The 23,990-nt window shown below is 46.1% G+C and carries 25 protein-coding genes; 13 read left to right on the plus strand and 12 right to left on the minus strand.

The features are described 5' to 3' along the window. The first annotated feature begins 105 nt into the window (after window positions 1–105). The 8 genes from BLV62_RS13740 (at window position 106) to BLV62_RS28980 (ending at window position 7,129) form a co-directional block, all read left to right on the plus strand. Window positions 106–1,128, plus strand: a complete 1,023-nt coding sequence (locus BLV62_RS13740) for a rod shape-determining protein (protein ID WP_073078293.1) — start codon at window positions 106–108, stop codon at window positions 1,126–1,128. A gap of 98 nt (window positions 1,129–1,226) precedes the next feature. Continuing rightward, the gene (gene mreC, locus BLV62_RS13745; protein WP_168927845.1) at window positions 1,227–2,114 is read left to right on the plus strand and encodes a rod shape-determining protein MreC; all 888 of its coding nucleotides are present in this window, start codon (window positions 1,227–1,229) and stop codon (window positions 2,112–2,114) included. Further along, on the plus strand, window positions 2,111–2,620 hold the full coding sequence (locus BLV62_RS13750) for a hypothetical protein (RefSeq protein ID WP_089762537.1): 510 nt from the start codon (window positions 2,111–2,113) through the stop codon (window positions 2,618–2,620). Before mreC ends, BLV62_RS13750 begins: the two co-directional genes overlap by 4 nt. Window positions 2,621–2,730: 110 nt before the next feature. Continuing rightward, a complete protein-coding gene (mrdA, locus tag BLV62_RS13755) occupies window positions 2,731–4,668 on the plus strand; it encodes a penicillin-binding protein 2 (RefSeq protein ID WP_089762538.1) in 1,938 nt (645 codons plus the stop codon). Between the two features lie 29 nt (window positions 4,669–4,697). Further along, window positions 4,698–5,984 carry a rod shape-determining protein RodA gene (gene rodA / locus BLV62_RS13760; RefSeq protein WP_089762539.1) on the plus strand — a complete coding sequence of 429 codons (1,287 nt, stop codon included), beginning with the start codon at window positions 4,698–4,700 and terminating at the stop codon, window positions 5,982–5,984. Window positions 5,985–6,008: 24 nt separating this feature from the next. Next, entirely contained in the window at window positions 6,009–6,755 is a 747-nt protein-coding gene (locus tag BLV62_RS13765) for an MBL fold metallo-hydrolase (RefSeq protein ID WP_225889581.1), read from the plus strand. Window positions 6,756–6,779: 24 nt separating this feature from the next. Then, a complete protein-coding gene (locus BLV62_RS28580) occupies window positions 6,780–6,902 on the plus strand; it encodes a nuclear transport factor 2 family protein (RefSeq protein WP_211117749.1) in 123 nt (40 codons plus the stop codon). Then, window positions 6,899–7,129, plus strand: coding sequence for a nuclear transport factor 2 family protein (locus BLV62_RS28980; RefSeq protein WP_225889584.1), 231 nt, complete (start codon window positions 6,899–6,901; stop codon window positions 7,127–7,129). Before BLV62_RS28580 ends, BLV62_RS28980 begins: the two co-directional genes overlap by 4 nt. Here BLV62_RS28980 and BLV62_RS13775 read toward each other — a convergent pair whose 3' ends face one another. The 8 genes from BLV62_RS13775 to BLV62_RS13810 form a co-directional block, all read right to left on the minus strand. Continuing rightward, window positions 7,130–7,618 (minus strand): hypothetical protein, encoded by a 489-nt coding sequence (locus BLV62_RS13775; protein ID WP_089762540.1) that lies wholly within the window; start codon window positions 7,616–7,618, stop codon window positions 7,130–7,132. Further along, window positions 7,615–8,292 (minus strand): hypothetical protein, encoded by a 678-nt coding sequence (locus BLV62_RS13780; protein WP_139170158.1) that lies wholly within the window; start codon window positions 8,290–8,292, stop codon window positions 7,615–7,617. The genes BLV62_RS13775 and BLV62_RS13780 overlap by 4 nt, the downstream gene beginning before the upstream one ends. Window positions 8,293–8,397: 105 nt before the next feature. After that, window positions 8,398–8,949 (minus strand): RNA polymerase sigma factor, encoded by a 552-nt coding sequence (locus tag BLV62_RS13785; RefSeq protein WP_089762542.1) that lies wholly within the window; start codon window positions 8,947–8,949, stop codon window positions 8,398–8,400. Between the two features lie 165 nt (window positions 8,950–9,114). After that, complete coding sequence (locus tag BLV62_RS13790; protein ID WP_089762543.1) at window positions 9,115–10,083, minus strand: transketolase family protein; 969 nt, start codon at window positions 10,081–10,083, stop codon at window positions 9,115–9,117. 51 nt (window positions 10,084–10,134) lie between these two features. Beyond that, the gene (gene galE / locus BLV62_RS13795) at window positions 10,135–11,163 is read right to left on the minus strand and encodes a UDP-glucose 4-epimerase GalE (RefSeq protein WP_089762544.1); all 1,029 of its coding nucleotides are present in this window, start codon (window positions 11,161–11,163) and stop codon (window positions 10,135–10,137) included. Window positions 11,164–11,193: 30 nt separating this feature from the next. Continuing rightward, a complete protein-coding gene (rfbA, locus tag BLV62_RS13800) occupies window positions 11,194–12,066 on the minus strand; it encodes a glucose-1-phosphate thymidylyltransferase RfbA (protein ID WP_089762545.1) in 873 nt (290 codons plus the stop codon). A 167-nt stretch (window positions 12,067–12,233) separates the two neighbouring features. After that, a complete protein-coding gene (locus tag BLV62_RS13805) occupies window positions 12,234–13,235 on the minus strand; it encodes an inorganic phosphate transporter (protein WP_089762546.1) in 1,002 nt (333 codons plus the stop codon). A gap of 43 nt (window positions 13,236–13,278) precedes the next feature. Continuing rightward, window positions 13,279–13,929, minus strand: a complete 651-nt coding sequence (locus BLV62_RS13810; RefSeq protein WP_089762547.1) for a DUF47 domain-containing protein — start codon at window positions 13,927–13,929, stop codon at window positions 13,279–13,281. A 182-nt stretch (window positions 13,930–14,111) separates the two neighbouring features. On the opposite strand from BLV62_RS13810, the gene BLV62_RS13815 reads away from it, so the two are divergent. Together BLV62_RS13815 and BLV62_RS13820 are read left to right on the plus strand one after the other, a co-directional pair. Next, window positions 14,112–14,942, plus strand: coding sequence for a UDP-2,3-diacylglucosamine diphosphatase (locus BLV62_RS13815; RefSeq protein WP_089762548.1), 831 nt, complete (start codon window positions 14,112–14,114; stop codon window positions 14,940–14,942). A gap of 159 nt (window positions 14,943–15,101) precedes the next feature. After that, entirely contained in the window at window positions 15,102–15,491 is a 390-nt protein-coding gene (locus BLV62_RS13820) for a hypothetical protein (RefSeq protein ID WP_089762549.1), read from the plus strand. A gap of 12 nt (window positions 15,492–15,503) precedes the next feature. On the opposite strand, the gene BLV62_RS28590 is transcribed toward BLV62_RS13820, so the two are convergent. The 3 genes from BLV62_RS28590 to BLV62_RS13835 form a co-directional block, all read right to left on the minus strand. Further along, window positions 15,504–15,800, minus strand: coding sequence for a YHS domain-containing protein (locus tag BLV62_RS28590; RefSeq protein ID WP_211117753.1), 297 nt, complete (start codon window positions 15,798–15,800; stop codon window positions 15,504–15,506). A gap of 21 nt (window positions 15,801–15,821) precedes the next feature. Further along, complete coding sequence (locus BLV62_RS13830; protein ID WP_089762550.1) at window positions 15,822–16,967, minus strand: acyltransferase family protein; 1,146 nt, start codon at window positions 16,965–16,967, stop codon at window positions 15,822–15,824. Between the two features lie 131 nt (window positions 16,968–17,098). Then, entirely contained in the window at window positions 17,099–19,162 is a 2,064-nt protein-coding gene (locus tag BLV62_RS13835) for a M13 family metallopeptidase (RefSeq protein WP_089762551.1), read from the minus strand. A 142-nt stretch (window positions 19,163–19,304) separates the two neighbouring features. Here BLV62_RS13835 and BLV62_RS13840 point away from each other — a divergent pair, with 142 nt between their 5' ends. Genes BLV62_RS13840 through BLV62_RS13850 form a run of 3 tightly spaced genes read left to right on the plus strand, consistent with a single transcriptional unit; the run spans window position 19,305 to window position 21,535 of the window. Further along, on the plus strand, window positions 19,305–19,817 hold the full coding sequence (locus BLV62_RS13840) for a hypothetical protein (protein ID WP_139170160.1): 513 nt from the start codon (window positions 19,305–19,307) through the stop codon (window positions 19,815–19,817). Window positions 19,818–19,837: 20 nt separating this feature from the next. Continuing rightward, complete coding sequence (locus BLV62_RS13845) at window positions 19,838–20,275, plus strand: group III truncated hemoglobin (protein WP_211117755.1); 438 nt, start codon at window positions 19,838–19,840, stop codon at window positions 20,273–20,275. Between the two features lie 3 nt (window positions 20,276–20,278). Beyond that, the gene (locus tag BLV62_RS13850) at window positions 20,279–21,535 is read left to right on the plus strand and encodes a replication-associated recombination protein A (protein WP_089762553.1); all 1,257 of its coding nucleotides are present in this window, start codon (window positions 20,279–20,281) and stop codon (window positions 21,533–21,535) included. On the opposite strand, the gene pbpC is transcribed toward BLV62_RS13850, so the two are convergent. After that, window positions 21,536–23,989: a penicillin-binding protein 1C gene (pbpC, locus tag BLV62_RS13855; RefSeq protein ID WP_225889582.1), complete on the minus strand. Its 2,454-nt coding sequence runs from the start codon at window positions 23,987–23,989 to the stop codon at window positions 21,536–21,538. Between the last annotated feature and the right edge of the window lies 1 nt (window position 23,990).

Genomic DNA, 23,990 nt, shown 5'->3' on the forward strand with positions numbered 1-23,990 from the left:
ACTTTTTTTAATATTTACTGTAATATTGCAAGAATATCCATTTTTTGCATCGTATATTCGTTGGAATTATTCATTTTTGCATTCTAATTTTTGACCGTATCAACAATGGGATTTTTTAATTTTTTAACGCAGGAAATCGCGATTGATCTTGGTACAGCTAATACGCTGATAATTCACAATGACCAGGTAGTAGTGGACGAGCCTTCCATTGTAGCGATAGAACGGGCTAGCGGCAAAATTGTGGCTGTGGGAAAGAAGGCCATGATGATGCACGAAAAAACACACGAATATCTTCGTACTATACGTCCCCTGAAAGACGGCGTGATCGCGGATTTTAATGCCGCAGAGGGTATGATCAGGGAACTCATAAAAATGATTTATCCTAAAAAGCCTTTGTTTGCTCCGAGTTGGAGAATGGTGATCTGCATTCCTTCCAGTATCACTGAGGTGGAAAAAAGAGCAGTTCGCGACTCTGCGGAACAGGCAGGCGCCAAAGAGGTATACCTGATCCATGAACCAATGGCTGCTGCCCTGGGTATCGGGATCGATGTTGAAGAACCGGTTGGTAACATGATCATTGATATAGGTGGCGGTACCACTGGTATCTCTGTGATCGCACTGGCAGGTATTGTTTGTGACCAGAGTATCCGTATCGCCGGCGACGAATTCACTGCCGATATCATGGAAGCCCTCCGTCGCTATCATAGCTTGCTCATTGGTGAAAGAACCGCAGAACAGATCAAGATCCACATCGGATCAGCCCTCAAAGAACTGGATAACCCGCCAGATGATATCCCGGTGAACGGTCGTGACCTTGTAACAGGTATTCCTAAACAGATCATGGTTTCTTACCAGGAGATCGCTGAAGCATTGGATAAATCTATCTTTAAGATCGAAGAAGCAATCCTTAAGGCACTGGAAACAACACCTCCGGAACTTGCATCCGATATCTACCGCCGGGGTTTATATCTGACAGGTGGAGGCGCCTTGCTGAGAGGTCTGGATAAACGTCTTGCCCAAAAGATCAAACTACCGGTTCATGTAGCAGATGACCCGCTGCGCGCCGTAGTTAGAGGTACTGGTATAGCCCTGAAACATGTTGGCAAATATCCATTCCTGATGCAATAAACTCATTTGAGATCTACGGACCTGCTGCTACCAATAGCTTACCCTATTTTTTGCCGGCAGGCCCGTAAATCTCTAAATCTATAAATCACGGCTCGCTTGTGCGGAATCTAATCATTTTCTTTAGGCGATACTTTAACTTCTTTCTATTTCTGCTGCTGGAAGTGATTTGTTTAGTGCTGGTATTCCAGCGTAACAATTTTCAACGTGCCGCCTACCTCAGCTCGGCCAATGATATCAGCGGTAAGCTGTACGACAAATACAGCAACGTTCAGTATTACTTCCACCTCAAGTCTACCAATGATAGCCTCGTCAATGAGAATGTAAGGCTGCATAACGCCCTGCGCAGCAGCTTCGACAGCATGGTTACCACCAATGGGGTTAAAATAGATACCATCCGCCAATACAGCGACGATACCCTCCGCCGTGTCATCGGCACCCAGATCCGCCGATACCAGTACTTTGCGGCTAAAGTGATCAACAACTCCATTAATAAGCCCATCAACTATATTACCATTCACCGCGGCAGCGCCCAGGGCATACGCCCTAACATGGGTGTTATCAGCAGCAGCGGGGTGGTAGGCGTAGTCAGAAGCGTAAGCGAAAACTATTCAGTTATTCTTTCTTTACTCTCCAAATCCAATTCCGTATCCATCAGCGCCCGCGTTGGTCAGGGTAAAGAAATGGGGTCCGTACACTGGGACGGAGATGACGCCGGTTTTGCAACCTTGAAAGACGTGCCTAAAAGCGCCCGGATACACAAAGGCGATACCGTTGTAACCAGCGGTTATTCCGCCCTCTTTCCTGAAAACATTCCTATCGGCTACGTAGAAAATATCACCATCGGAGATAAAGCCAGTACGGCTTATACCATCCGCATCAGATTAGCTACCAATTTCTATAACCTGCAATATGTGTATGTCATAGAAAACCTGCTGAAAGACGAACAACAACGATTGGAAGATTCAACTTATAAGTTGATTAAATGAGTATACTGTTAAAAAATATAATCCGGTTTATACTCCTGTTACTCATACAGGTGTTTGTGCTCAACGAGATACTGTTGCACCAGCTTGTGAGCCCATATCTTTATATGCTGTTCATTCTGGCGCTTCCTTTTAACCTCCCCCGCCCGGCTTTAATGTTCTTAGGCCTGCTGATGGGATTAGCCCTGGATATGTTTATGAACACCGACGGCATGCATGCCGCTGCCTGCGTATTCATTGCCTATCTGCGCCCGTTTGTTATAAATATATTATCTCCGCAGGGTGGATTCGAAACCACTCAGAAAACCCCTTCCATGACCAGCATGGGGGTGTCCCAATTCCTTATCTATGCCGCTATCCTGGTATTCCTGCACCATACTGTTTACTTTCTGCTGGAAGTCTTTGGTTTAGGAAACCCATTATACCTTATCATGAAGATTGTATTTTCTACATTAGCCAGCCTTTTCCTCATCGTGCTGTATGAATTGCTCTTCTTCTCCAAGAAGTAAACATACATCCGGGGTCAAGACTGTTAAAAAATGATAAATTCAATGCTAATAGCGATTGCTGTCAGTTCATGCTTTATCGTTTTTAATGTAGGTTTGTAACTTTAATTAGCATGTCAGTATTTAATCAGTCCAGGCGACGGGTAATACAGTTGATCATTCTGGGAATGGTAACACTGATCGTTACCAGGCTATTCTACCTGCAGATAGTCGAAAAGAAGTACGCGAAACTGGCGGATGCCAATGCTGTATTGCGTAAAGTTGTATACCCGAGCCGTGGTATCATATTCGACAGGAAGAACCGCAGTATCCTGAGCAACGACGTACTGTACGACCTGGTTGTCACACCCGCAAGCGTAAAGAACATCGATACCGCTTACCTGTGCAACATCCTCCGGATAGACAAGGAGGAGTTCAAAAAGCGGATCGTAACCGCCATTGTGAAAAATGGACGGGTAAGGCAATCTGTGTTCGCTCCCTTGCTGGCCCCCGAGATCTTCGGCCAATTGCAGGAAAGTATGTACCTGTTCCAGCCGGGATTTGAACTGGTGCCAAGGCAGATCCGCTCCTATCCTTATCCTGCAGCCGCCAATATCCTCGGTTATATCGCCGAAATATCGCCTGCCATGTTAAAAGATACCGCCAACTACGGGTCTTACAACTCCGGCGATTATATAGGATTTACAGGACTGGAAAAAACATACGAATCTGTGCTCATGGGCCAAAGGGGAATATCTTACCTGATCAAAGATAACCTGAACAGGCCCCAGGGACCGTACGAAAACGGCGAATTTGACAGCGCCGCCGTTGCCGGTAAGAACCTTCGTTTATCACTGGACATAGAACTGCAGATGCTGGGTGAAAAACTGATGAAAGGAAAATCAGGAAGCATCGTAGCAATAGACCCGCAAACAGGAGGCATACTCGCCATGGTAAGCGGTCCGAGCTTCGATCCGAACCTGTTGACAGGCCCTTACAGGAGCGCCAATTTTAATAAACTCTATCTCGATACAACCAAACCTTTGTTCAACCGCGCTATCCAGGCAATGTATCCCCCGGGTTCTACATTTAAGCCAATGATCGCGCTGGTGGGCCTGGATGAAGGAGTGATCACGCCCAGCTTCGGGTATCCGTGCGGGGGCGCTTATTACGGGTGCAGCAGGCCTATTAAATGCGAACACCATGATGCCGGTCACGCTGCGAACCTGCGACTGGCGTTGTCGCACTCCTGCAACTCCTACTTCTCGCACGTTTTCCGCCTGAGCGTAGACGCGGCGAAATTCGGGGGCATCCGGGTAGGTGGTTTACAGAAATGGGCCGACTATATGAACAGCTTCGGTTTTGGTCACCGGATCGGTATCGATATCCCGAGCGAGGGAAGAGGCCTGGTGCCTGATAAGAAATACTATGATGCGAGGTATAAAGGCAGCTGGAACTCCTGTACTTCCGTATTCCTCGGTATCGGGCAGGGAGAGCTGCTCCTGACCCCGTTGCAAATGGCTAATGCAATGTGTATAGTAGCTAACAGGGGATCTTATTATATCCCGCATTTTGTATCCAGCATCGATAACGATAATACCCATTTACTGGATAAATATAAAGTGAAGCACGAAGTGGCGCATATCTCGGATACTGCCTATAGCGCGGTAATCCACGGGATGACCGATGTGGTGGAAAGCGGAACGGGGCGTATTGCGCAGATCGAAGGGATCACCATCGGCGGTAAAACGGGTACAGCTGAAAACTACGGTATAGTGAACGGAGTCAGAACGAAACTGAAGAACCACGCCGTGTTCGTAGCCTTTGCACCCGCAGAAAAAGCACGTATCGCTATCGCGGTAATTGTTGAAAACTCAGGATTTGGCGCCAAGTACGCCGCACCGATCGCCAGTTTGATGATGGAGAAATACCTGAAAGACAGTATTTCAACCAAACGTCAGCCATTGCTGAAATCAGTAATGGAAACAGTGACCATCGATCCGGCTATGTTGGCGAAATCCAAACTTGATTCACTGAATGAGCATGCAGTTATCAAAAAACCAACACCTTAATCAAACAAGCATAAACAGAAGAACCTAACATGAACCGCGCTCAAACCAAACTGACACAGGGAATAGACTGGCCTATAGTAGGCCTCTATTTGGCTTTGGTGACCATCGGTATCCTTTCGATCTTTGCTGCGGAATACCGCGGCGAAGGGAATATCCTGGGGGATATTATTCACCCGACGAAGAACTACTCCCGGCAGGTCATATGGTTTGGCGTTTCGTTGGTGCTTGCGGCCATTATCTGGCTTACCGACAGCAAATTCTTTACAGCTACAGCCAACCTGGCCTATGCAGGAGGCCTATTGCTGTTATTACTGGTGTTGGGAATAGGAAAAGATGTGAAAGGGTCGCATTCCTGGCTTGTGATAGGCGGGTTCCAGTTCCAGCCGGCCGAGTTGACGAAGCTTTGTACCAACCTGGCTTTGGCGAAATACCTGTCGTCGCAGGAAACGGACTTCACCAAACTACGATCGCGATTGATCGCCGCCGCCATAGCCCTGATCCCTTCTGCTATTATTATCCTGCAGGACGAAACGGGTCTGGCGCTGGTATATTTCTCCTTCTTCCTTGTTATGTACAGGGAAGGGCTGCCCGGCATATTGCTGGTGATCGCATTCTCAGGAATAGTGCTGGTACTCTCGGCACTGCTCGTAGACAAGATCGTCCTGTTTGCCATATTTACCGTTATCACGGCGCTGGTCATCTACTTCAGCCGGCGGGAAATAAAGCGAAAGCGATCGAGGCTGGCGATTATCCTGGGCGTTTATGCCTTTTGCAGTTTCTTCGTGATGTTTGTAGTGCCTTTTGCATTTACGAAGGTGCTGAAAGACTACCAGGTACGGCGTATCGAAGTAATGCTGGGTAAAGAGAATGATCCGAAAGCTACCTATAATACCAGGCAGAGTATGATCGCTATTGGTTCGGGCGGCGTCTGGGGCAAGGGATACCTGAAAGGAACCCAAACCAGGTACGATTTTGTGCCTGAACAAAGTACCGACTTCATTTTTTGTACTATAGGGGAAGATTTTGGATTTGCCGGCAGCATCATCTTCCTGGCAATTTATGTGGCATTACTGTTCCGGATCATTTTTGTAGCGGAACGACAGCGATCGACATTCACCAGAGTATATGCGTACGGGGTAGCGAGTATTATATTCTTCCACCTTGCTATCAATATTTCCATGACCATAGGTTTGGCCCCTGTAATCGGTATTCCGCTGCCTTTGGTGAGTTATGGAGGATCATCGCTGATGACCTTTACCATGCTCATATTTATATTATTGCGCCTGGATGCCGACCGCCAGATGGTGTTGCGCTAGGCCGGATTGTCGTATCTTTGTGACATGGCACGTATTATACCACTATCAGAAGGGTCTTTTACCGTAGACGGGACCAAGAAGTTTGTACCATTTATCCTGGGCAAGGATGCTATGCAGGATCGCCCTCATGGTTCGTTACTGGTTGAGATACAACCATTCCTCGTAATCACAGACAGGGATTATATTTTGCTGGATACCGGCCTCGGTTTCAGGAACCCTGATGGCGTGTTACAGATACATCAGCACCTGATAGATCATGGGATCAATCCTATGGAGATCACGAAGGTGCTCATGAGTCACCTGCACAAGGATCATGCAGGCGGAATTTCGGCCACTGACCCCGTAACCGGCGAGCGTACTTTAAATTTTCCACAGGCGACCTATTACGTGAATAACGAAGAAATGCAATATGCATTGGAGCATTCAGGCAAATCATATTTCGCTGAAGATATAGCCCTGCTTCAGCAAAGGGATAACATTGTATTCACTACCGGTAACGGGAAGATAGATGATTATATCTCTTATGAAGTGACAGGAGGCCATTGCCCTTATCACCAGGTGTTTTTGATAGACGATGGGGAGGATAAAGTGTTTTTTGGCGGAGATGTAGCCCCGCAGATCTCGCAGATGAAAAGCCGTTTTGCCGCCAAATACGATTATGATGGAAAACGCAGTATGGAGCTGCGCCAGGAGTTCATGGAGCGAGGAAAGGCCGAAGGCTGGACTTTCCTGTTCTATCATGATACGAAAGAACCTTTTGCCAAATTCTAAATACTATTCTTAATCTTTATCGCTATGGCGCACACGGAGAGTTTCGCATCTGCATGGCTGGAAGCCTGGAATTCCCATGACCTGGATGCAATTATGGAGCATTACGACGAGTCTATTGTCTTCTATTCGCTATCGTTCAGCAACTGAACAACGATCCCGCAGGTCGGCTGGAAGGAAAAGAAGCATTGAGGGCTTATTTTGCCAAGGGTCTGGCAGCATACCCTGATCTGCATTTTGAACTGCACCAGGTACTGTCTGGCGTCCGCTCAGTGGTACTGTATTATAAAAGTGTAAATAACAAAATGAGTGCTGAGATGATGGTGTTGAATGACCAGGGATTAGTTACAGAAGTACGGGCGCACTATTCCGCATAATTAAGGTCTTCGCTTGTTAGGACCGCCGCCCTGGCCCATCCTGTTCATGCGTTGGTTATTCAGGTGAATGACCATAATATTCCTGAATTCTCTCTCACTTTTAAATACCATCCCGGCTTTTCTGCCAGGCAATACTTTCTGGAATTCAGTGGAATACCTGGAACGGATGTCGAGCATTCGTTTCTGGTAGTTCAATTCCTTATCCATATTCTTTTTGCCCGCTTCATCAGGGGTGAGGTGATCCTGGTCTTTCTTGTCGCGGTGTTCGGCAATCAGCTGTTCTACTTCTTTGGTGTAATTATTATAGACAGGAAGAAATTTCTGGGCTTCTTCCGGGGTAAGTTCAAGTTTTTTCGTCAGGTATTGTATCTGTATGGCCTTGATCTTTTCAGCGGCCTCATCAGACGCGGTTTGTTGTGCTGTTACAACAGAAGGACCAGCAAACAACATGAGTACGGTAAACCATATTAATTTAATACGCTTCATCATTTATTATCGGGTAACACATCTTTAGATAATCCGGTTTGTTGCAGGTATTGCTCCAATGCTTCCGGAGCAATTTCGTTGTCTAATTGTTCCTGAACAAAAGAAGCCTCTTCATGCGGCACGGTAGACGTAGCCATAAAGGATTCGTTCTCAAGCGGGTCTATATGATTCTGCAGGTAGGATAAAAGGTCCTGCTCATCAAATTTTTCCAGTTGCCTTTCAATAGGAGGATGTGTGTTATTCAGGGTTTTAATAAGAAAGGGACTACCGGCAAGCAGGGTTAGCGACGCCGCAACAGCCAGTTTAACCCAGGTACGTTTAAATAAGGGGCGTACAGGGGTAGTTGTTGGCAGCGAATCGAAATATCCTGCAGGAACGGTAAATGTTTGATTTTTAGGGATGCCGGCGAGGAAAGGAGAAAGTTCGGCCAGTTCAAGGGCCGGATCAGTCTCTTCTTCCTTCACTTTTTGCAGTATGAGGTTGGGAAGCTGCTCGAAATATCCTTCCGGAACAGTGTAAGCAGGGGCTTTTAAGTCCCCGATCCGGATCTGAAACAGGATAGCATCAGCCAGGGAGTCGAAGTACCCGGCCGGTACAGCAAACGGAACCTGGGAAGGCCATTGTGCTTCCGGCGCGATTTGCTTTAATTCTTCTGCTATGGTTATCTCCTTATTCATATCCACGTTTTTAGACATCCCTCACTCCTGATAGTTTAATGCGATTTTAATCTTTTGGGAAATTTCTTTAAAAATTAATTAAAAAAGATATTTATAATTTTTGTGTTATCCATTCTTAATGTATTCTTCGATCTTTTTAACAGCATGATGATAAGATGCCTTCAATGCGCCTTCGGAAGTATCCAGTATACGGCTCATTTCCTCGTAAGGCATTTCATCGTAATACCGCAGGTTAAAGACCAGTCTTTGCTTGTCCGGCAGGCTTAAAATGGCCCTCTGGAGCTTCCATTCCAGCTTATTGGGATCGAATTGCGGATCGGCTTTAAGTTTATTACTTAATCCTGATTCGACCTCCGAAAGGGAAACAGATGTTTTACGTTTTTGCTGTTCCAGGAAAGTGAGGCTTTCGTTGGTTGCAATTTTGTATAGCCAGGTATACAGCTGTGCATCTTCCCTGAAGTTTTCCAGGTTTTTCCACACTTTAATGAATACATTCTGTAAAACATCGTTGGCGTCGTCGTGGTCGACCACCATTCTCCTGATATGCCAGTATAGCCGTTCCTGGTACTTACGGATAATAAGCGTGAAGCCCTTCTCTTTGGTTTCGGAATGGCGGTAGATTGCCAGTAATGTTTTATCGTCCTGTGAAACGGCCATAGGTTAAATGGTTCTATACAGGTGTTAATTCCATGAATTTAATAAAAACCTGCGTAGTGAGACGGGTTTGCAGGCTAAAAGTTTAATTGGGAGAGGGTTTTGACAGAAATAAAAAAGCTGCCTTCAGTAACAAAGGCAGCTTTGAATGTTATAGGAAGCCGGGAATTATTGCTGTTGTTTTTTTCTTTGCATTGCTTTTTCAGCAGCAGCAACGATGTGGTCAGCATCCAGGCCGTATTTCTTCAACAGGTCAACCGGTTTGCCGCTTTCCCCGAAAGTATCGTTGGTACCTACGAATTCGATAGGTACGGGAATATTGCGGGAAGCAACATGTGCAACGCTGTCGCCTAATCCGCCGATGATGTTATGTTCTTCGGCTGTAACAGCGCAACCTGTTTTCTTCAGGGAAGTGATGATAGCGGCTTCGTCTAAAGGTTTAATAGTGTGTATGTTGATGATTTCAACGCTGTATCCTTTTTCTTCGAGGATCTTGCCGGCTTCGATAGCGATCCACACCAGGTGGCCGCAGGCGAAGAGGGTAACATCAGTACCTTCATGGAGGATCTGTGCTTTACCGATCTCGAATTTCTGGTCTTCAGGGGTGAAGTTTGGCCATTTCGGACGGCCGAAGCGGAGGTAAACCGGGCCTTCGTAGTCGGCGATCGCGATAGTAGCGGCTTTGGTCTGATTAAAGTCGCAAGGTACGATCACGGTCATGCCAGGCAACATTTTCATCATCCCGATATCTTCCAGGATCTGGTGAGTAGCGCCATCTTCGCCCAGGGTAAGCCCGGCGTGTGACGCGCAGATCTTAACGTTCTTGTTAGAATAGGCTACAGACTGGCGGATCTGGTCATATACGCGTCCTGTAGAGAAGTTTGCGAAAGTAGTGGTATATGGAATTTTGCCGCCCAGGGTCATGCCGGCAGCGATGCCAATCATATTGGCTTCTGCAATACCTACCTGAACAAAGCGGTCAGGGAATTCTTTAATAAAGGCGTTCAGCTTCATTGAACCAAGCAAATCGGCTGTCAGGGCTACGACGTTGGGATTTTTGCGACCCACTTCCAGTATGCCCTCTCCAAACCCTCCACGGGTTTCTTTTTCATTAAGAGGTTGAATATCTTTTACCATCGTGACGTATTAAGATTGAGGCGTAAAAGTAAAAATTAAAAAGAACTGATCCTAGTTGCTGAGCACTTTATTCCGAAGGCTCACTTCCCACTGCCAGGCGGTGCGCATACTGTCTTCAATGCCAATTTTAGGTTCCCACTGCAGCTTTTCTTTAGCTTTAGTGTTGTTGGCATAGATGGCGATAACGTCGCCTTCCCTGCGTGGACCTATGGTATAGTTCAGTTTTACGCCTGAAATTTTTTCGAATGCCTTAATGGCTTCAAGAACGGTTACACCGTTGCCGGTTCCGAGGTTAAACACCTCGCAATTGCTTTCGTTGCGGTGTTCTATCAGGTATTGCAAAGCTTTGGTATGTGCATTGGCGATATCCATTACATGGATGTAATCGCGTACGCAGGAACCGTCTTTGGTATTGTAATCGTCGCCAAATACAGTGAGTTTAGGGATCTTGCCGATGGCTGTCTGTGTAATTACAGGAACCAGGTTATCCGGCTTGCCTAACGGAAGTTCGCCGATCAGTGCAGACGGGTGTGCGCCAACCGGGTTGAAATATCGCAACAGGATTGACTGGGTGTCGTTTACCCTGCTATAGTCTTCGATGATCTTTTCGCCCATTTGCTTGGTGCGGGCGTAAGGCGATTGCGCTTCTGCCAGCGGGGTTTCTTCCACTACAGGCAGGGCGGTAGTATTGCCGTATACAGAGCAGGAAGAAGAGAACACCAGGTTGGGAACATTATATTCTTTAACGCATTTCAGTACGTTAATGAGAGAGGTCAGGTTATTCTGGAAATACAGCAGAGGTTCATGTACAGATTCTCCAACGGCTTTCAGCGCTGCAAAATGTATCACTCCTACGATGTCCCTGTTTTCATGGAAAACGGCGTTGGTATCTTCCAGGTTACAGAGGTCTACTTTGTAATTACGAACTTTTTTACCTGTAATTTTTTCGATGCCATCTAACAGTTGAGTGGTACTTCTGATATTACTGTCTACAGAAACTACGTCAAAACCATTATTAATAAGATCTACAATAGTATGGGCGCCAATGTAGCCACAACCGCCCGTAACAAGAACCTTCATGATACTTGAGATTTACAAATTTTTATATACTCAGAACCCTTTTTGAGAGAGCACCGTTTCGAGGTATGCACCGTAACCGCTTTTCAGCAACGGTTTTGCAAGGTCTTTTAACTGGTCTGCACTGATGAAGCCTTTTCTATAAGCTATTTCTTCGATGCAGGCGATCTTTATACCCTGGCGTTGTTCGATTACCTGTACAAATTGTGAAGCCTGCATAAGGGAATCAAATGTTCCTGTATCCAGCCATGCAGTTCCGCGCGGTAAGATAGAAACTTTTAACTTTCCGCGCTTCAAATATTCTTTATTAACATCTGTAATTTCATATTCTCCCCTGGCGCTTGGAGCCAGGTTTTTGGCTATCTCCACCACGTTGTTATCGTAGAAATACAAGCCTGGTACCGCATAATTTGATTTTGGTTTGGCTGGTTTTTCTTCGATAGAAAGTACTGACATGTTATCGGCAAACTCAACTACTCCATATCGCTCAGGATCAGAAACCTGATACGCATATACGATACCGCCGTCAGGGTTGGTGTTATTGGCAAGTTGGGTACCTAAGCCGGCGCCGTAAAAGATATTGTCGCCTAATACCAGCGCTACACTGTCGCCACCAATGAATTGTTCTCCTATGACAAATGCCTGGGCAAGTCCATTAGGCGTAGGTTGTTCTGCATACGATAGCTTCAGGCCCAATTGTTCTCCATTACCGAACAGGCGCTGAAAAGAAGGCAGATCGTGGGGAGTTGAAATGATCAGGATCTCTTTTATGCCAGCCAGCATTAAGGTAGATAATGGGTAATAGATCATTGGTTTATCATAAACGGGCATTATCTGTTTGCTGATCGCATACGTAATGGGGTGCAACCTGGTACCGGAGCCTCCGGCAAGAATGATTCCTTTCATCGGGTGATCAATTTTTGAATGGTAACTAACTTAACTATTTAGTTAGCGTAATAAGAAAACCGCACAAAAATAGGTGCTTGCTTTTAAATGCACACTATTTTTATAAAAAAAGCTCCCCGGGTTGGTACCAGGAGAGCTTTTTCCGATATTTTTATATCAAGAATAGTTTATATAAACAGGTTTATAATAAAATAAGTAAACGCAGCTAATAAACCACTGATAGGAATAGTCAGTACCCATGCCCAGAGGAGGGATACGGTTACCCCCCAACGAACAGCTGATAACCTTTTGGTAGCTCCAACTCCCATGATCGCACCCGTGATTACGTGGGTTGTACTGGCAGGGATACCAATATGTTCTGTCATGAACAGGGTTACAGCGCCGGCGCTTTCAGCAGCCACGCCTTCGAGCGGGGTTACTTTGGTGATACGGGTACCCATTGTTTTCACGATTTTCCATCCGCCGCTCATTGTACCCAGTGCAATACAGGTAAAACAAGCCAACGGAACCCAGTCGGGGATGGCCTTGAGATTATCTATCTGGCCTGCAGATACCATAGCTGCTGCAATAATACCCATTACCTTTTGGGCATCGTTACTTCCATGACCCAGGCTCAATGCAGCGGATGACGCCAACTGAAGACGTTTGAACCAGCTTTCCGCCCGGTATGGATTGGCTTTACGGCAAACGTTCACGATGATCAATGTAAGTACAAAAGATACAAACATACCTATCAGCGGCGCCAGTACGATAAAGTAAACGGTTGGCAATACTTTGTGATAGTTGATCACTTCCATTGAACCGGAAGCCGTTACAGCCGCCCCAATAAAACCCCCAATGAGGGTATGGGAGGAGCTGGAAGGAATACCTAACCACCAGGTGAAAAGGTTCCAGGTGATGGCGGCAATAAGGCCGCAAAGGATCACCTTCAGTGTGATAAATTGCTCAAATACTGAGCTGGCAACGGAATTGGCTACTTTAAATTCGCCTATTATGTATTTCGCAATGAAGAATGCAGCAAAGTTGAAGACTGCAGCCCAAAGTACGGCCTGGAACGGAGTTAGCACCTTGGTGGATACTATCGTGGCAATCGAGTTGGCGGCATCATGAAATCCGTTAATATAATCGAATATGAATGCCAGTATTATAATAATTACTAATAAGACCATGACTCAAGGAGAATTTGTATTTTAACCTAATCTTCTCCCCTAATCAGGAGTATTTGATAATGATGGTTTCGATAACGTTGGCGCAGTCTTCGCACTTGTCTGTAGCGATTTCCAACGCCTGGTAGATCTCCCGCATCTTGATCAGCTCAGCAGCGTTTTGCTCTGTATCGAACAGGTCGGCGATTGCCATATCGTAGATATCATCAGCATGGTTTTCGAGGCTGTTGATCTTTACACAGGCATCGGTAATAACGCGCATGTTCTGCATGTAGCGGAGTTCAGGGATTGCTTTGGCGAGTTCCAACACACCCAGGTGGATCAGTTCAGTCAGTTTGCGGATGCTTTCATTGGCGCTGTGAACTTTATAGAGATCCATTCTTTTGGCGGAACCATGGATGTAATCCGCCACATCATCCAGCGTGGCAGCCAGGTAGTGGATGTCTTCCCGGTCAAACGGCGTAATGAAGTTTTGGCCTAACTCTACAAATATGCGGTGAGTGTAATCGTCGTTCTTATGTTCCAGTCTCTCGATCAGGTGTACTTTATCTTTCCTCACCGACAGATCAGACGTTGCTACCAGTTCGTTCAGCACAGTTGCCATTTCTACCAGATTGGAAGCTACATCCTCAAACAATGAATAAAATACCCGGTCTTTCGGCATGAATAATTTTACAAAAGAATTGAAGCCTCCCATACGTTTGAGTTTAAAAATTTGCCGCAAAAATAGCTTTCAGAATCTATCCCAGCCAGTAAATTACTCGAATTAATAATTCCTTAACACTGGATTAATATAAAAGTAATATAGCGATTTTTCCTTTGTATTGAAAATAATCCTAATAGCAGCGGCCACAAGCCATTTAGAACCTACAATCGCAAATGTCAGAAAAGCGCCCATTAGATATAGCAGTAATCTCAGATGTACATCTGGGAATTTACGGGTGTCATGCTAAGGAACTGGTTCAGTACCTCGACAGTATCTCTCCCAAGATCTTGATCTTAAACGGTGACATTATCGATATCTGGCAGTTCAGTAAACGATATTTTCCTAAGTCCCATACCAAAGTGATCCGTAAGATACTCAAGATGATAGGTAATGGAACGGAAGTCTACTATCTTACCGGCAACCACGATGAAGCCCTCCGTAAATACGCTGGTTTTGAGCTGAGCAACTTCACTATCGATAATAAGCTGGTACTGGAAGTAGACGGTAAAAAACACTGGTTCTTTCACGGCGATGTGTACGATGTGACCATGAAAAACTCCAAATGGCTGGCTAAACTGGGAGGAAAAGGATATGATCTGCTCATTATCCTGAACAGGTTTGTTAACCATGCCCTGGAAAAAATGGGAAGGGAAAAGATGTCCTTCTCCAAAAAAGTAAAACAGGGCGTGAAGTCAGCCGTAAAATTTATCTCCGATTTTGAACAGACGGTAGCTGAAATAGCAGTAGACAAAGAATTTGATGTGGTGTGCTGCGGTCATATTCACCAACCCCTTATCAAGGAGATGAAAGCGGGCGACAAATCAGTTGTTTACCTGAATTCCGGCGACTGGGTAGAAAGCCTTACCGCGCTGGAATATTCGAATAAGCAATGGAACCTATACCAGTATCCTGTGACTAAATCCAAAGTTGTGCTGGCAGATGATGAAGAAGAAGGACTCACCGATTGGGATATTACCCGTACCATCACATTTCCTAAGCTCTAAATTTTGTTATATTTAAATATAAATGTATATATTTATATTTAAATATAATTTTCACAAAACCATAACAACCGCTTAATATTAAATTAAAGGTAAGCTCCTAAGTTTGCCAGTAATATAAGTAAATAGGCGCGTTGCGCGTATGAAAAATGAAGAAAGCAGATGAAAGTATTGAAGTTACATCCTTTGATGACAATCTCCTTGTTGCAAATGCAAATTGAGCGGTTATTGTCTTGTAACGTTGCGGTATACGTGCGCCATTCGCTGGCTAATAACTTCGACACCCTCAGAGATGCAGGGTTTGAAGAAGAAACGCTGGTGGAATTCCCTATCGATGAAACCCTCAGTTTACGCGAGTTCGAAGAAGAGATGGAAGAACGGTTTAATTTTTCCCTGGAACTATGCAGTAAAGACAATAAACCTTTCAGAAATAAAAGTCAGCACCTGTTCCAGCTCTCCGCTACCTGTGATAAAAAAGAGTTCCAGGACATCCCTCCTGAGATGCTGAATGCTTTCAACAACAGGCAATTCCCCCAACAAAATATCTGGTAAAAACTAACTAAGTTACTTGCCTAACTTCGCCATGAATTTCTCCGGGTTTTTCTCGAAAACTCCTTTACAGGTCGGAGAACAGAAGTGGATAGTATCAGATTTATAAACCGTCCATTCCTTGTAGCTGGTATCATAAGGCATTTCACAAACAGGATCAGGTAATTTCCCATTCACTGCAGCCAGTTGTTCAGCGGGTTTTTGATCTGCAGCAGGGGTTTGTTGTTGTGCAGCTTCCTGGCTGGCGGATTTAGGTTGCCCGGCACAGGCAAACAGGAATAGGGCGCTACAGCCGATAATAAGTTGCTTCATATCTTTTTGCCCCAAAGGTATCTAATTTTTTACCAACGCTTCTTTGGCCGTGGCATTATATTTTTTCCCGAAGGCCATCCATTTCAGCTCTACCCGGTTATAGGTAAAATGAGAAACCAGGATCACTGCTACGAGGAAGGTCCCTAATAAAAAATAATCCGTGATAACATTACCCGTTGCGATTACCCGCACATTGCCGTCTGCAAAGGTCAGTTCCTTTTTGAACAGTTTGGAAACAATGATCGCTACCGACAAAAGTATCTGCCAGATAACATAATGAACAATGTAAATGGAATAGGATAGCTTCCCCAGGTATCTGAGGAAACCTGTTTTAAAAAAGGAAGAGATTAACCCCGCTTCCAGCGCAAAAACCAGCACTGTAAGCGCAAACAGGAAGGTTGCCAGTATATTCTTGATATTCCCAGCCGGCATCAGTACCAGGATGGCAACAATAGCTATCAGCAACAGGGATTCAATTACGCTGCTTACCCCTTTCCCCATACTGAGGGTATGTATCTTTTCATAGATCATGTAGATAAGGCAACCCATAAAAAAACACAATAACCCCCTGGCAACAGCCGATTTCACGAAATCAACTTCAAAATACAAGCATAATAAGCCTGTTGCCGCCAGCAGGATTATACCTGTTGTTTTAATGCTGTTATTGCCGAATAACAGTAACCCGAAAATGAGGTAGATATAGAATTCAACACTGATGCTCCACGCTACGATATTGAAGGAAAGCGTGTTGGCATTCGGAAGCCATGATTGCAACAGCAGCGCATTAGGCAATATTTCTGAAGGTGCTGAATTACCGACAAAGGCAGGATTATTAAATGCGAGCCCGTTCTTTTCAGCAATTAATTTCGCCAGCTCAATAGTGATGAACACCGCCAGGGTTACCAGGTGCAGCGGGAATATCCTGAAAAAACGGCTGATCGTATAGCTTTTAAAGCTGTTGCCTGTAAAGGTTTTCTTGCCGTAGGTATGAAATATAACAAAGCCGCTGAGTACAAAAAAGAACTCAACGAAATAGTTCCCGTTGCGAAAGAAAGTTGTTTCAGTGACACATTGCTGTATCCTGGCGTGAAAGCAGACAACCAGCAACGCACAGATACCTCTGAAACTGTCTAGTGTCTCGAACCGCTTTTTCGGAAGCTGGACCATGAAGTAAGGTATAAGCAGATGATGAATTGATAATTAATAGCTATACGATGCTTCACAGGATTGGTTAAAATAAAATTGTCCTGAAGGTAAGAAGAACTTCAGGACAATTCAATATAATGAGGAAAATAATCTTACCAGATCACTACCCTTTCTGCTTCCGGCAATACCATTTTACTGCCGGGAGTGCAACCCCAGGCTTTTTCAAATTCAGCCAGGTGAGGCAGCGGGCCATTGATACGGAAGCGGGCCGGCGAGTGCGGATCTGTCTGGATCTGCTGACGCAGGGCTGCATCTGTAATGTTGCCATGCCATACCTGCGCCCATCCGAGGAAGAAGCGTTGTTGCCAGGTTAATCCATCGATCGGCTTAGGCTCGCCTTTGCCTTCGAACGATTTTTCCAGGGCATGATAGGCCAGGGTCAGGCCACCCAGGTCAGCTACGTTTTCGCCGATGGTCAGCGCACCATTGATCTTAAAGCCAGGCAACGCTTCCAGGCCACTGAAATACTTGATATATTTCTGGGTAAGCTTATCGAAGTTGGCACGGTCTGCATTGGTCCACCAGTTTTTCAGGTTGCCATCTGCATCGAACTGAGAACCCTGGTCGTCGAAGCCGTGAGTGAACTCATGCCCGATCACTGCAATGATACCGCCGTAGTTGATAGCATCGTCAGCATCCGGGTTGTAGAATGGCGGCTGCAGTATACCGGCAGGGAATACTACTTCGTTGTTCAACGGGTTGTAGTATGCGTTTACGGTCTGCGGCGTCATTTCCCATTTCGACTTATCCACCGGCTTGCCAATCTTATCGATATTGTCTTTATGCTCGTAAAGGCTGGCGGCGATCACGTTTTCGATCAGCTTACCTTTATCGATGTTAATGGAAGAATAGTCTTTCCATTTATCAGGATAACCGATCTTATAAGTGAATGAAGCCAGTTTCTTATGCGCCATTTGTTTGGTAGAATCGCTCATCCAGGTGAGTTTGTCGATCCTTTCTCCATACACTTTGCGCACGTTTTCGATCATCTCGGAAACTTTCTTTTTGCTGCTTTCCGGGAAGTATTTCTTAGCGAATAATTTACCCAAAGGCATGCCCAGTTGTGCATCGGTAGAACGGATTGCGCGTTCAGGGCGTGTTTTCTGAGCTTTTCTGCCTGTCATGATAGTTCCGTAGAAGCGGAAATTCTCGTTATCCAGTGCAGCAGGCAGGTAGCTGGCAAAATGAGTCAGCAACTGCCATTTGGAATATGTTTTAAGCGTTTCTATCGGTGTAGCTTTCAGGATAGCATTTGCTTTGGTGAGATACGGTTTATTCTGGATGATAATTGTATCTGTTTTGATATCCTGTTTTCCGGCGAAGTTGTCCCAGTCGAAATCGGGCGCTAATTTCTTCAGTTCGCTGAATGCAGCCCTGTTATATGTTTTCTGAGGGTCGCGCAGTTCAACGTTTGTCAGTTGAACGTTCGCCAGTTTGGTTTCGAAATCGAGGATGGTTTTACCCGGATTTGCTTCTTTGAAGCCGGCCAGGCTGAACATCTTGTCTACGTGGCCAACAAACTCGCTGCGCACATTCCTGGTAGCAGAGTCCTGTCTTTCGTAGTAGCTTTTTTCGCCGAGGCTCAAACCGCTTTGTCCCTGGTACAGTACATTCACTTTACTGTTCTTGGCGTCTGCTTCCGCACCGAAGCCGGTGAAAGAGGAAACCCCGATCTTTTGCAGTTCGCCGGTTACGCTGGCCCAATCGGCCAGTGATTTTACAGCGTCAATTTTATCAAGGTATGGCTGTAAGGGAGAGATACCCAGTTTATCTACTGTGGCAGTATCCAGGAAAGAGGCGTAATAATCAGCGATCTGTTGTTCTTCAGTTCCTTTCTTGAGGTCGGTTTTGCTGCTCAGGTCTGCAATAATGCTTTTCAGACGTACTTCTTTGTTTTCTTTGTCGAGTACATTGAATGCGCCCCAGCGGCTCTCCGTGGAAGGAATAGGGTTATTTTTCTTCCAGTTTCCATTAGCATAGTTGTCAAAATCGTCGCAGGCTTTGTAGGCAGTATCAATATCCGACATGTTAAAAGCAGGCACTTTGGCTGTGGTGCTGTCGGCCGATTCCTGGTGTGTGGAATTGCCGGAGTTGCAGGCAACCATGGCAACCATGGCGGCCATTAACGGTAGCTTTACCGCATTGGATTTATTCATATTACAAACAGGTTTAGTTTTTAAAGTTATGGAAATCGGTTCAACTTGTCTAAAAGGTTTTTTATAAACGGTAATCCGGCAACGATTTCAAGGGAATTAATGAATAATTAGGTAGGTTTGTAGTTGTAAAACAAGGTATTAAATGAATTTTGAGTTCAAAGTTTTCAGGATCAGCAATGCATTAGCATTAACCCTTTCTGGTATGTCTGCAGTTCTTTCCTTATTTGCGCTTTCGGCAGCAGGAATGAGCCTGGAGATCATCGTGTCGGTATTAGCATTTGGCGCCTGTTTTATACATAGCATACTATCCATGTCCCTGCAACGAACATGGGTTATTCCGGACGTTCCATTGAAAGAAAGCACTCCCGGAGGTATCCGGATCATGGGAGGGATAGAACTGATCTTTGCCTTCTTCTGTATTTTTATAGGCTTCTTCATTCTTTTAATGCCAAACGACCTGCTGAAACAGGCTTTTGACCAGTTGCCGGAACAACAGCGAACCTCTAATGTACTGACGCCTGGTTACCTGAAACAATTGGCAGGTTATACCCTTTTTATAGGTATTTTGTATGCTTTAAACGTAATTCTATCACTCAGGCTGCTCAAAAAGGTAGTACGCCGGCAGGAGCAGGAGTTCCATAAGGAACAGGAGTAGCCTGAATAAATCTTTATATTATGCCGTTGAAAGAAATTGAGAGCAGAGCGGATATCCAACAATTGGTAGATAGTTTCTATTCACGTGTACAGGCAGATGAATTGCTTGGTCATATCTTCAATGACATAGCAAAGGTCGACTGGGACCTCCATCTTCCCAAAATGTATGATTTCTGGGACAGCCTCCTCCTGGATGGCAGTTTCTCCGGCAATGTCATGCAACCTCACTTCAGGTTAAATAAACTGATCCCGTTGGAAGAGCAACACTTCAACAGGTGGCTGGCCATCTTTGAAGATACCGTCCATTCCCTCTTTACAGGGGAGAAAGCGGAACTGGCCATTTACAGGGCCCGCTCCATCAAAGAGATCATGGAATTCAAGATCAATCTTGTCAATCATCCCCCAAAAGATAATTCTAAAATTCCGCTCGTTAACCCGGGCAACGAAAGCAAAGGATAGTTTATGAAACCATTAGCGGAAAGATTAAGACCGGAAACATTAGGAGAACTGGTAGGCCAGGAACACCTCACGGGGCCTGACAGCATTCTTCGCAAAGCCATCGAACAGGGCGTTATTCCTTCAATGATATTATGGGGACCGCCGGGCGTTGGTAAAACTACTATAGCCAATATCATTGCACATACCCTGCAGGTGCCTTTTTATACTTTAAGCGCTATTTCGGCCGGGGTAAAGGAAGTAAGGGAAGTTATTGAAATGGCCAAGAAACAGCAACACGCTGTTTTATTCATAGATGAGATCCACCGTTTTAATAAGTCACAGCAGGATGCGCTGCTCGGAGCTGTTGAAAAAGGGATCATCACCCTGATAGGCGCTACTACCGAGAATCCTTCTTTCGAGGTAAACGCGGCGGTACTATCCCGTTGCCAGGTATATGTTTTACGCCCCCTGGGCAACGAACAACTGATGCAGCTGCTGAAACAGGCCATGGAAAGGGACTCGTGGCTGCAAACAAAAGACATAGAGCTTAAAGAAACCTCCGCGCTTTTCAATATCTCCGGCGGCGACGCCCGCAAGTTGCTGAACCTGTTCGAGCTGGTTGTAAATACCATACAGGAAAGCCCTATAGTGATCACAGATCAGAAAGTAATGGACATTGCCCAGCAAAGAGTAGCCATCTACGATAAAAGCGGGGAACAACATTACGATATCATCTCCGCCTTTATCAAATCTATCAGGGGGAGCGACCCGAATGCCGCCGTATATTGGCTGGCAAGGATGATAGACGGAGGAGAAGATGTTAAATTCATAGCCCGTCGTTTGGTGATCCTGGCGTCTGAAGATATAGGAAATGCCAACCCTAATGCCCAGTTGCTTGCTACCAGCTGTTTCCAGGCAGTGAATATGATAGGATATCCTGAATCCAGGATCATTCTTTCTCAATGCGTCACCTACCTGGCTGCTTCTCCGAAAAGCAATGCCGCTTATATGGCCATCAACAACGCCCAGTCGGTAGTGGCAAAAACAGGCGATCTGCCTGTGCCTATGCATATCCGGAACGCGCCAACTAAGCTCATGAAAGAAATGGGCTATAGTAAAGGTTACGCCTATGCGCACGATTATGAGAATAACTTCGTGGTACAGGAGTTTTTACCGGATGCCATCAAAGGCACAAAGTTCTACGACCCCGGTAAAAACCCGAGGGAAGAAGAACTGCGGCGTTACCTGAAAAACCTGTGGAAGGAAAAATACAATTACTGATCAATCCTTTTCTTTATTCAGAATTTCAAAACTCTGCTCTATTCTTTCCCCGTTCTCATCTACCAGCGTAATAATATGCCGGCCTGGTAACGGATGGAAAGCCATTTGATGAAACTCGGTAGTAGCGCCCATAAACTTGTTATCGAGGTGCCAGAAGATTTTCATGCTGGTGTTCCTGTGCGTAGCCGTAAAGATGGTTTGGCCTGGTTGCCCGTCTATTTCTATAGGAATATAGATCCTCGCGTTGGGCCGCGGATAGATCAGTTCCATCGGGGCTTTGTCCAAACCCACATAGGGCAGGCATTCGGGCTTATAAGGCGGTAATGGCAGGTAAGTGTTTTTGTTTCGATAATAGAATTCCTGCGAGGGTGGCAGTATGAACCAGGATTTATGTTGCATGAACTGCGGCGATTCGCAGGCTTCTGTTACCCTGTAATGGCCCGTTCTGTCGAGATGCACTAACTGGTGAAAAGGACAAACGCCTGCCCTGATCCCTGCTGCGGGCACCATCAGGGTATCCACATCGTCGCATAGTTCGCTGGCCCTGTAGCCGCTTTGGGCGCAGACTTCCACTTTCCTGAGCTGTGCATATGGCGGCACAAACCAGCTGCCTGTTTTCAGTTGCCTGAAAACATCGAACAGGATCGGGGCGGCGGTGGAAACGCCTATAAGTCCCGGCCTTCCTTCTCCGTCTGCATTTCCTACCCAAACGCCAACTACATATTGCGGCGTTACGCCAATGGCCCATCCATCGCGGAACCCAAAACTGGTACCGGTTTTCCAGGCAATGCGCTGCGAAGAGGAAAACTGTTGCCAGAGCAATTCTTCTCCCGGCCGCATTCCTTCTGTCATTGCTTCGAAGGCATACCAGAGGGAACCCGCATCCAGTACTCCTGCATTACTGAGTTCATGCTCGTCGGGCTGTTCGGCATCATGGCGGTAGTTAGGCGGATGAATATCATCGAGGTCGTACTTGCCGTTGTATTGTTGTATATGAACCAGGGTCCGGGCCATGCTGGCGTACATGCCGCACATTTCCCATAGCGTTGTTTCCGCGCCTCCGAGGATCAGCGACAAACCATAATGATCCGCTGGTTTATCCAGGGTAGTGATGCCTAATTTCTTAAGCAGGGTATAAAAGCGTTCGTACCTGTATTGCTGCAGCATCCTTACTGCCGGTATATTCAACGACCTGGCCAGCGCTCTTGATGCCGGCACGGCGCCGTCGAAACCCAGGTCGAAGTTCTGGGGGGCGTAACCCGCGATCTGCGTAGGAATATCGGGGATCAGGGTATGCGGCAGTATAAGACCGTCGTTCAGCATGGCGGCGTACAGAACAGGCTTTAAAGTACTGCCGGGGCTGCGCCGCGACTGGATGATATCTACATGGCTTTCCAGTTCCGAATCGGCGGGGTGATAAATATTTCCCACATAGGCCAGGGTGTTCCCGGTTTCAACATCCAGCACCAGTACGGCGGCGTTGTTGATGCCGTTGGCTTTATAGCTGCTGTGAAATCTTTCGACAATAGCGGAGGCGCTGCGTTGCAGGCTGGCAATAACGGTGCTGCGCAACCTGGTAGGCTCGCCTTTCCTGATCTGTTTGTGGAACAGGTCCATCAGGTGAGGCGCATCCTGGGGAAGCGCCAAAGGCTGGTCGGGTAAGGGTTCCAGCTTCGACAACTGGCAGGTGAGCGAGTCTATGGTTTTCTGGCTGCAAAGTTTATCGAGCAGCCGGTTTCGTTTAGCCAGCAACGTTTGCCTGTTCCTACCCGGGTGAACCATAGCAGGGTTGTTGGGAAGAACGGCCAGCGCTGCCATTTCGCCCCAGGAAAGCAGGTCGGCCTTGCGGCCGTAATAACGCCATGCCGCTGCTTCCAGGCCGATTACATTCCCGCCGAACGGGGCATTGGAGGCATATAGCGCCAGTATCTTTTTCTTGGATGCAGCAAATTCCAGCCTGGTTGCCAATACGCCTTCTATGATCTTTTGCCAGATATTCCGGGGTTGATTGCGCGATAAACGTATCACCTGCATGGTAATAGTACTGCCGCCGCTCATCACTTTTTTACCCTGGATATTCTGTTTAAGCGCTCTTACAATAGCAATAGGGTCAAGGCCCCAGTGATACCTGAAACGTTTATCCTCGTAGGCAATTATGCACTTCTCAAATTTTTCAGGCACATGTTCATTAAAGGGAAATCTCCATTGGCCATCACTGGCTATGCCGGCGTTCAGCAGGTCGCCGTTGGCGTCTTCCAGCACGTAGGAGGTAGGAGTATTGAATAGCTTTTTGGGTAAACAGAAATAATAGGCAACAAGAAGGATGGCTAAAATAGCAAGTAACCATTTTCTTTTTTTACACCATTGTTTTATAGACTCCAACTGCATCATTGCCGGGTGTTTGCTCTTTGTTGCCAGTTCCGGGAAGCCTTCCCGGAACTGGTTTATCAACATA

This window comes from Chitinophaga terrae (ex Kim and Jung 2007) (assembly GCF_900107795.1).
GTDB classification, from domain to species: Bacteria; Bacteroidota; Bacteroidia; order Chitinophagales; family Chitinophagaceae; genus Chitinophaga; species Chitinophaga terrae.